The organism is Pseudomonas sp. 39004, from assembly GCF_028682155.1.
GTDB lineage: Bacteria > Pseudomonadota > Gammaproteobacteria > Pseudomonadales > Pseudomonadaceae > Aquipseudomonas > Aquipseudomonas capeferrum.
Genome location: NZ_JANIAG010000198.1, coordinates 1 through 9113 on the forward strand (window position 1 = coordinate 1; position 9113 = coordinate 9113).

Genomic DNA, 9113 nt, shown 5'->3' on the forward strand with positions numbered 1-9113 from the left:
CTGGGGCTGCTCCGCACCCCGTTCGCGACGCAAGGCCGCTCCTACAAAGGCCCGCGGACACCCTCATGAATACTCGCGTCATCAAACTGCTTGCCCTGTTGCTCTGCATCCTCACCCTGTGGCTGGCCTACGACGCTTTCCAGGCCCGCTACCTGCGCACGTTCGACAACCAGGCCACCCTGTTCGACGGCAGCCAACTGCAACTGCCCCCCGAACTGGCCGGCCCCGGGCCGATCCGCGTCGTGCACTTCTGGGACCCGGCCTGCCCGTGCAATGTCGGTAACCAACAACACCTGGGCGACTTGGTCAGCCAGTTCACAGGCCAGGGCGTCACTTTCCATGTGTTGCAAAAGCCCGGCAGCCACGGCCAGCTACCGGCGAACCTCACTGCCCTCAAGCCCCTCGCCAGCCTTCCTGGCAGCGAACACCTGCCCGCCTCCCCGGCCGTGGCCATTTGGGACCGGCAAGGCCACCTGGCCTACTTCGGCCCCTACAGCGAGGGCGCGGTGTGCAACGCCAGCAACAGCTTCATCGAGCCGATTATCAAGGCGTTGCTCGACGGCCGCCCAGTGACCGCCTCCAACACTCTGGCGGTGGGTTGCTACTGCCCTTGGGGCGCCTGACGCACCCGCGCCGGGTTACCCACCACCACTGCACCCGCGGGCACATCACGCGTCACCACGCTGCCCGCGCCGACCACCGCGTTGTCGCCAATGGTCACCCCCGGCAAGATGATCGCCCCGCCGCCAATCCACACATTGTTGCCGAGGGTTACCGGCCGGCCGCTTTCAAGGCCGGTGCGGCGCAGCTCAGGGTCCAATGGGTGGTCGGCGGTGTAGATCTGCACCGCCGGGCCAATCTGGCAATCGTCGCCGATGTGCACCGGCAGCACATCGAGGATCACGCAGTTGAAGTTCATGAACGTATTGCTGCCAACGTTGATGTTGTAGCCGTAGTCGCAATAGAACGGCGGGCGGATCACCGTGCCTTCGCCGGCTTGGCCAAAGTGCTCGGCCAGCAGGCTGTGACGTGCGTCGTTGAGCAGTTCGAAGCTGTTGTTGTAGCGGTGCATCCAGTGCTTGTTGGCAATCTGCTCGGCCTGCAGCTCGGGGCAGCCAGCGTGGTAGAGCTGGCCGCTGAGCATTTTCTGTTTTTCGCTGAGGGACATGGAAACTCCTTTCGAGGGCTATGCTCTGTTCGCGAATCCGTCGATGATCGGACCACAGTTTCCGTTCTAATGCACAAGGAGTCTCGATGAAGCGCAGCCTGACCCTGTTGGCCGTGGTGATCGCCGTGGCCGCTGGCGCCGGTTACTGGTACGTGCACGGCAAGCTGCCGCAACGCGAGGGCGAGGTGCTGATCGCCGGCCTGCAGGCGCCGGTCAGTGTGCGCTACGACGGGCGCGGCGTGCCGCACCTGCAGGCGCAGAACGAACAGGACCTGTACCGCGCCTTGGGCTACGTGCATGCCCAGGACCGGTTGTTCCAGATGGAGATCATGCGCCGCCTGGCCCGAGGCGAGCTGGCCGAGGTGCTCGGCGACAAACTGCTGCCCACCGATACCCTGTTCCGCAGCCTGCGCATCCGCGATCAGGCGGCACTGATGGTGCAGCGGCTGGACCGCCAATCGCCCGCCTGGCAGGCCCTGCAAGCCTACCTTGAAGGCATCGAAAGCTGGCAGGCCAGCCACCCCAAGCCAATCGAATTCGACCTGCTGGGCATTACCCCACGTCCGTTCACTGCCGAAGACACCCTCAGCATCGCCGGCTACCTGGCCTACAGTTTCGCCGCCGCGTTCCGTACCGAGCCGGCATTGACCTACATCCGCGACCAGCTTGGCCCGCAGTACCTGAAGATCTTCGACCTCGACTGGCAGCCCGAGGGTGCCTTGGCTAGCCCCTTGGCCGCCGCCGACTGGCGCAGCCTGGAGGCACTTGCCCGGCTCAGCCATGACGCCCTGAACGACGCCGGTATCCCGCAGTTCGAAGGCAGCAACGCCTGGGCCGTTTCCGGCAGCCATACCCGCAGCGGCAAGCCCCTGCTGGCCGGTGACCCGCACATCAGTTTCGCAGTGCCGGCGGTGTGGTACGAGGCCGAACTGTCGGCGCCCGGGTTCAACCTCTACGGCTACTTCCAGGCCCTGAACCCCTTCGCACTGCTCGGGCACAACCGCGACTTCGGCTGGAGCCTGACCATGTTCCAGAACGATGACGTCGACCTGATCGCCGAACGGACCAACCCCGCCAACAGCGACCAGGTGATGATCGACGGCACATGGCAAACACTGGAAAAGACTGAACAGACCATTGCCGTCAAAGGCGAGGCTCCGGTCACCATCAGCCTGCGCCGCTCGCCCCATGGCCCGATCGTCAACGAGGTACTGGGCGCCAGCGCCGGGACCACGCCGGTGGCCATGTGGTGGGCCTTTCTTGAAACCGAAAACCCGATTCTCGACGGATTCTACCAGCTCAACCGCGCCGACACCCTGGGCAAGATGCGCGAGGCCGCCGCCAAGGTTCAGGCGCCTGGGCTGAACTTCGTCTGGGCCAATGCCCGTGGCGATATCGGCTGGTGGGCAGCGGCACAACTGCCGATCCGCCCGCAAGGCGTCAACCCGACGTTCATCCTCGATGGCGCCAGCCCACAGGCGGACAAGCTCGGTTTCTACCCCTTCAGTGCCAACCCGCAGCAAGAGAACCCTTCACGCGGCTACATCGTCTCGGCCAACTATCAGCCGCCCTCGGCCGCCAACTCGACCGCCACCTGGCCAACCGTGACGTGAAGTGGGACACCCAGAACAGCCAGGCCTTGCAGCTGGACACCCACAGCGATTATGGCCCGCGCACCCTTGCCCCGTTGCTGGCGACGCTGCGCGCGGTGGCCGAGGGCGACGAGGAAAAAGAGCTGGTCGAGCAACTGGCCGCCTGGGCCGGTGACTACCCTCTGGACTCGACCAGCGCGACGCTGTTCAACCAGTTTCTCTATGAACTGGCATTCGCTGCCCTGCATGACGAACTGGGCGACACCTGGTTCCCGGTGCTGATCAGCACCCGTGCCATCGATGCCGCCCTGCCCCGCCTGGCAGCGGATGCCGCGTCGCCCTGGTGGAGCACCCGAGGTGCCAACGAACGTACCGACCGCGCGGCAATCGTGCGCATCGCCTGGCAGAAGAGCTTGAAGCACCTGCGCGATACCCTGGGCAGCGACCCGGCCAGTTGGCAATGGGGCAAGACCCATACCTTGACCCATAACCATCCGCTCGGCGTGAAAAAGCCGCTGAACCTGCTGTTCAACGTCGGCCCGTTTGCCGCGCCAGGCACGCATGAGGTGCCCAACAATCTGTCGGCGAAGATCGGGCCGGCGCCATGGCCGGTGACTTATGGGCCTTCGACGCGAAGGCTGATCGACTTTGCCGATGCGGGGCAGGCATTGACGAGCAACCCGGTTGGGCAAAGTGGCGTGCCGTTTGACCAGCATTATGCGGATCAGGCCGAGGGCTATATCGAGGGGCAGTATCAGAAGGCACAGATGGGCGTGATACCGGCGCAGAGCACCTTGAGATTGGTGCCGGCTGAGTAAGGGCCGCTGTGCGGCCCCCGTTAGCCGATCAACCCTGCCACTTGCCGCCTTCGACAATCACGCTCTCAGGCTTGGTGTCGTCGCTCAGCTCCTTGCGCACATACTGGTCATACAGCTTGAGCAGGAACTTCTCCTCGCCCAGCTTGGCCAGCTCCGCATTCACCCAGTCGCGCAACTCGGTGTTGCCCTTCTTCACCGCCGGCGCAATCGGTGCCTCGTCGCCCAGCAGCTCAGGCAGCACGCGGTAGCCTGGGTTCTGCTTGGCCCAGCTGAACAGAATCAGGTTGTCCTGGGCATAGGCATCGCCACGGCCCGTGGCCAGCGCTTGCAGCGACTCGCTGTTCTTCTCGAACTTGAGCAGCGTCCAGTCCGGGTGGTGCTTGGTCAGCCAGATATCGGCCGTGGTGCCCGTGGTGACGATGATGGTCTTGTCGGCCAGGTCGTCGAGCTTCTGCACCGCGCTGCCGTCGGCAACAATGGCCTGCACGGCGACACGCAGGTTGGGGTTGGTAAAGTCCACCGCTTCCTTGCGCTCCGGGGTCACGGTCATGTTGGCAAGGATCAGGTCGACCTTGTCACTCTGCAGGAACGGAATACGGCTGGCCGGCTCCACGGCAACGAATTCGACTTTGTTTTCATCGCCCAGCAGGTCCTTGGCCAGACGGCGACCGATGTCTGTATCGAAGCCCACGTAGCGGCCCTTTTCATCGACGAAGCCGAACGGCGGTTTGTCGGTGAACACGCCGACGATCAGCTTGTCGCGGGCCTTGATGGTTTCCAGGTAGCTGGTTGCAGGTGAGGCCGCCGCGGGTTTGGGGGGTTCTTCGGCCTTGTTGCAGCCGGCCAGCAAGGCCAGGCCGAACAACGGCGCCAGCAGTTTGGTGAAGTTGGCAGTTTTCATGACAGTTCCTTGTGCAGTGTCTTCGGCAGGCTTTCTACAAAGGAGAATTTCTCCAGGAACTGCTGCGCGCGTGCGGTCTGCGGTCGGGTGAAGAAGCTCTCGGGGTCGCTCTGTTCAAGGACCCTGCCGGCCTCCATGAACACGATGCGGTCGGCCACCGCGCGAGCGAAGGCCATTTCGTGGGTGACGATGAGCAAGGTCATGCCGTCGCGGGCCAGGCCCTGAATCACCTGCAGCACCTCCTTGACCATTTCCGGGTCGAGGGCCGCTGTGACTTCATCGAACAACATCACCTCGGGGTTCATGCACAGCGAGCGGACAATCGCGATGCGCTGCTGCTGGCCGCCAGACAGCTGCCGGGGGAAGGCATCGCGCTTGTCCAGCAGGCCCACCCGCGCCAGCAACGCCTCGGCCTGGGCCTGCGCTTCGGCCCGCTCGCGCTTTTGCACTTTGAGCGGGCCAAGCAGCAGGTTGTCGATCACATTCATGTGGCCGAACAGGTGGTAACTCTGGAACACCATGCCAACCCGCTGGCGCACCTGGCGCCAGTCGGTGCGCGGGTCGAGCAGTGCCTGGCCATCCAGGCGCAGTTGGCCACTGTGGGCGTGTTCAAGGCCATTCAGGCAGCGCAGCAAGGTGCTCTTGCCGCAGCCACTGGGCCCCAGCACCACCACCACTTCGCCGGCGTGCACCTGGAGGTCGACGTCCTTGAGCACCTGGTGCTCGCCAAAGAACTTGTTGAAACCCTGAAATTCGATCAATGCGCTCATACGTGTGCCCAACGGCGTTCCAGCACGCGCGAGGCGGCGGACAGCGGATAACAGATGATGAAGAAGAACAGAAACAACGCGCCGTAGATCAGCACCGACTCGTAGGTGCGCTCGATGATCTGCTGGCCGGCCTTGATCACCTCGACCACGCCGATCAATACCGCCAGCGAGCTGGTCTTGATGATCCGCGTGTAGATGTTGATGGTCGGCGGGGTCATGCGCTTGAGTGCCTGGGGCAGCAGTACGTAGCCATACAACTGCCAGCCGGACAGGCCAATCGACAGCCCGGCTTCACGTTGACCACGCGGCAGCGAATGCAGCGCACCGCGCACCACCTCACCGATTTCGCTGGCCCCCCAGAGGCCCAGCACCAGCACCGCGCACCAGAAACTGGGAATGCTCAGGGCGAAGAAGATCGGCAGGCCGAAAAACACCAAGTACAGCCAAACCAACACGGGGATGGCGCGAAACAGCTCCAGATAGATTTGCAGGGCGAGGTTCAGGCCACGGTTGCCAAGGCTGGCCAGCACGCCATACAGCACGCCGCCCAAGGTCGCGAAGAGGATGCCCAATGCCGAAATAGCCAAGGTCTGCGCGGCACCGCCGGCCAGTTGCGGCAGCGACACCAGCAACAGTTCAGGCGCCGAACTGGCCATGCTGCAGCCTCCTTTCCAGGTACCGCAGCAGCAACGACAGCGGCAGGAACAGCAGCACGCAGAGCAAGGTCAGCACGGCGAGCATTTCATAAGTCTTGTAGTACAACGCGATGTAGTTCTTGGTGGTGTAGAGGATCTCGGGTACGGCCACGGCGGAAACGACGGTGGTTTCCTTGAGCAGGAAGATGAAGTTGGCGAACAGCGCGGGCAGGCTGAGGACAGTGGCCTGGGGCAGGATCACATGCCGCAGCAATTGGCCTTCGGACAGACCGATGGAGCGCCCGGACTCCAACTGAGCCCGCGGCACCGCCTCGACACCGGCACGCAGCACCTCGGTCAGGTAGGCACCGCCCATGAAGGTCATGGTGAGGATCGCTGCGGTAAAACCGGAAATTTTCAGGCCCAGGCTGGGCAAGGCGAAATACACGAAGAACAGCTGGATCAGCAGCGGCGTATTGCGCGCCAGCTCCACATAGCCCTTTACCAGGCGCCACAGGTATGGCGTGCGCAATACCAGGATCGTGGCGTTGATCAGGGCCACCAGCGTCGAGGTCGCGATGGCGATCAGGCCTACCTGCAAGGTCACACCCACGGCCTTGAGAAATGCCGGCAGGGTGCTGAGGATGAATGCGATGTCGAAGGTCATGGGTAGAACAAGTCTGCAGTGTGCCCCGGGGCACGATCACTAGACTTTAATGATCTAAAAAATATTTAATAAATACCTTTATCGCATATGCATATCACAGGTTAACTTTGCCCTTGTCACGCGCACAAACAAAAACGCCGACATGAACGTGTCGGCGTTTTCAGGCTTGGGGCTACAACCGGATCAGAACGCCGGCAGTACCGCACCGCTGTATTTCTTGGCGATGAATTCCTTCACTTCCGGGCTGGTCAGGGCCTTGGCCAGCTTCTGGATGGCCTCGCTGTCCTTGTTGTCCGGGCGAGCCACCAGGAAGTTCACGTACGGCGAATCGGCACCTTCGATCACCAGCGCATCCTTGGCCGGGTTCAGGCCGGCTTCCAGGGCGTAGTTGGTGTTGATCATGTCCAGGTCAACCTGATCCAGCACACGCGGCAGCATGGCCGATTCCAACTCGCGGAATTTCAGCTTCTTCGGGTTCGTGGCGATGTCTTTCGGGGTGGCCAAGGCATTTTTCGGATCTTTCAGTGTGATCAGGCCAGCCTTCTGCAGCAGCAGCAGGGCCCGGCCGCTGTTGCTGCCCTCGTTAGGGATGGCAACGGTGGCGCCTTCCTTCAGCTCGCTCAGGCTTTTGACCTTCTTCGAGTAGCCACCGAACGGTTCGACGTGCACGCCAACCACGGTTTCCAGGTGGGTGCCTTTGCCCTCGTTGAAGTTCTGCAGGTACGGCAGGGTCTGGAAGTAGTTGGCGTCCAGACGCTTCTGGTCAACCTGCACGTTGGGCTGCACGTAGTCGGTGAAGACTTTGATCTGCAGGTCCACGCCTTCCTTGGCCAGGGTCGGCTTGATCAGCTCGAGAATCTCGGCATGCGGCACCGGAGTGGCAGCCACCACCAGTTTTTCGGCGGCATTGGCCAGGCCAGCGAGCGACAGGGCGGCGGCCAGGGCAGTGGTCAGCAGGGTCTTCTTCATGGTGGTCCTTGTTCTGAATCTGGGCCATCGGCGATGGCGAAGTCGTGTGCCCTGCCCCGTGTGGGGTGAGCGTGAAGCGGACAATACCGAGATTTCTTATGCCGCAACAATATCTTTTAATTAGCTGCTTATTCCAAAAACAAACTGCCATCACCGCCTTTGCTTATGAGCGCTGTCTAACGCGCAGGGTTGGGCAGGTCGAGGTCCTCCGGCTGGATCTCTTCGCTGTCATTCACCAGCAGGGCGAAGTGGATGACGTTCTCCAGCTCGCGGGTGTTGCCGGGCCAGGCATGGGCTTCCAGCACCTGCTGGGCCGCGTCGCTGATCAGCGGCACAGAGCGTTGCAGGCGGGCGGTGTAGATACCCACAAAGTACTCGGCCAACGGCAGAATATCGCCACGGCGCTCGCGTAAGGGGGGCAGTTCCAGCGCGCCCTCGCGCAGGTACTGGTACAGGCGCTCATTGAACCTGCCGGCCTTCACCACCCGCGCCAGGTCGATGCTGGTCGCCGCCACCAGGCGCACATCCACAGGCTGAGGCTGCTGCGCGCCGACGCGGGTCACCTCGCGGTTTTCCAGCGCGGCCAGCAGCTTGCTCTGGATCTCCAGCGGCAAGTCGGCTATCTCGTCCAGGTACAGGGTGCCGCCGTTGGCCGAACCGAACCACCCGGCGCGGCTGCTGGCAGTGCCGCTGTGGGCACCAGCGCTGTAGCCGAACAATTCGGCGTCGGCGTAGGTCGGGCTGATGGCCGCGCAGTTGACCGACACGAACAGCCCGCTGCGGTCACTGGCGCGATGAATCTGCCGCGCCAGCAACTCCTTGCCGGTACCGGTCTCGCCACGAATCAGCACAGGCAAGGGCAGTGGCGCCAGGCGTTCGAGGTCTTGGCGAAGCTGTTGCGAACGGGGGTCGATGAACACCAGGGCCTTGGCACGAATGCTCAGCGGGCTCTTGTCCAGCTCGGGGAAGGTCAGCAGCGGCTGGCCAAACGGGTTTTGAAAGGTCATGACGAACTCCCGCCCCAGGCCTTCGATGGCCGGGCGTCAGGCTAACGGTAATCAGTAGGGGCGATCAGGCGCGGCGCAGTGCGCGCTGCTCGACCCGGCTCTGCAGGCGATACAGGTAGGCGAAGCCTTGTTCCCAGCGCTCGTGGCCGGACTTGACGTTGATGTGCCCGGCATTGGTCAGCAACCCCGCTTCAGCACCCCAGGCCTGGGCCAGGTGCAGTGCACGCGGCACGCTCACTGCCGGGTCGTTGTCGGAGCTGACCACCTGGCTTGGGAACGGCAGCGCCTGCATCGGGATCGGCGCGAAGTTGCGCAGGGCCGGTGCGCAGGTCGGCCGCTCGACATCCGCAGGCGCCACCAGCAGCGCGCCACGCACTTGGCGCAGCATCGCCGGGCTGGCCTCGGCGGCCCAGTGGGCGACGGTGATGCAGCCCAGGCTGTGGGCGATGAGGATCACCGGCGAGCGTTCGGCGGTGATCGCCTGTTCCAGGGCCTGCACCCAATCGCGCCGTTGCGGGGTCAGCCAGTCGTGCTGCTCGACCCGGGCGCTGTTGGGCAGGGTGCGCTGCCAATGACTCTGCCAATG

9 protein-coding genes and 1 pseudogene are annotated in these 9113 nt (G+C 63.3%); 2 read left to right on the forward strand and 8 right to left on the reverse strand.

The genetic code is table 11. The annotated features are described in order from the left end of the window. Positions 1–65 precede the first annotated feature (65 nt). Positions 66–623, forward strand: a complete 558-nt coding sequence (locus NP534_RS23530; protein WP_274100283.1) for a DUF6436 domain-containing protein — start codon at positions 66–68, stop codon at positions 621–623. Here NP534_RS23530 and NP534_RS23535 read toward each other — a convergent pair. Continuing rightward, positions 602–1168 carry a sugar O-acetyltransferase gene (locus tag NP534_RS23535; protein ID WP_033702094.1) on the reverse strand — a complete coding sequence of 189 codons (567 nt, stop codon included), beginning with the start codon at positions 1166–1168 and terminating at the stop codon, positions 602–604. The genes NP534_RS23530 and NP534_RS23535 overlap by 22 nt on opposite strands. 86 nt (positions 1169–1254) lie before the next feature. Here NP534_RS23535 and NP534_RS23540 point away from each other — a divergent pair. Then, positions 1255–3578, forward strand: a pseudogene (locus NP534_RS23540) (penicillin acylase family protein). Positions 3579–3606: 28 nt separating this feature from the next. Here NP534_RS23540 and NP534_RS23545 read toward each other — a convergent pair. From NP534_RS23545 to NP534_RS23575, 7 genes are all read right to left on the reverse strand, one after another. Continuing rightward, a complete protein-coding gene (locus NP534_RS23545) occupies positions 3607–4479 on the reverse strand; it encodes a transporter substrate-binding domain-containing protein (RefSeq protein ID WP_274100284.1) in 873 nt (290 codons plus the stop codon). Then, complete coding sequence (locus NP534_RS23550) at positions 4476–5249, reverse strand: amino acid ABC transporter ATP-binding protein (protein WP_274100285.1); 774 nt, start codon at positions 5247–5249, stop codon at positions 4476–4478. Before NP534_RS23550 ends, NP534_RS23545 begins: the two co-directional genes overlap by 4 nt. Then, positions 5246–5905, reverse strand: coding sequence for an amino acid ABC transporter permease (locus NP534_RS23555; protein WP_274100286.1), 660 nt, complete (start codon positions 5903–5905; stop codon positions 5246–5248). Before NP534_RS23555 ends, NP534_RS23550 begins: the two co-directional genes overlap by 4 nt. Beyond that, on the reverse strand, positions 5886–6551 hold the full coding sequence (locus tag NP534_RS23560; RefSeq protein ID WP_274100287.1) for an amino acid ABC transporter permease: 666 nt from the start codon (positions 6549–6551) through the stop codon (positions 5886–5888). The genes NP534_RS23555 and NP534_RS23560 overlap by 20 nt, the downstream gene beginning before the upstream one ends. Before the next feature lie 183 nt (positions 6552–6734). Further along, entirely contained in the window at positions 6735–7520 is a 786-nt protein-coding gene (locus NP534_RS23565; RefSeq protein WP_274100288.1) for a MetQ/NlpA family ABC transporter substrate-binding protein, read from the reverse strand. Positions 7521–7696: 176 nt separating this feature from the next. After that, entirely contained in the window at positions 7697–8527 is an 831-nt protein-coding gene (locus NP534_RS23570) for a sigma 54-interacting transcriptional regulator (RefSeq protein WP_274100289.1), read from the reverse strand. 64 nt (positions 8528–8591) lie between these two features. Beyond that, positions 8592–9113, reverse strand: a 522-nt coding sequence (locus NP534_RS23575) for an alpha/beta hydrolase (RefSeq protein WP_274100290.1), incomplete at its 5' end; no start/stop codon positions are given.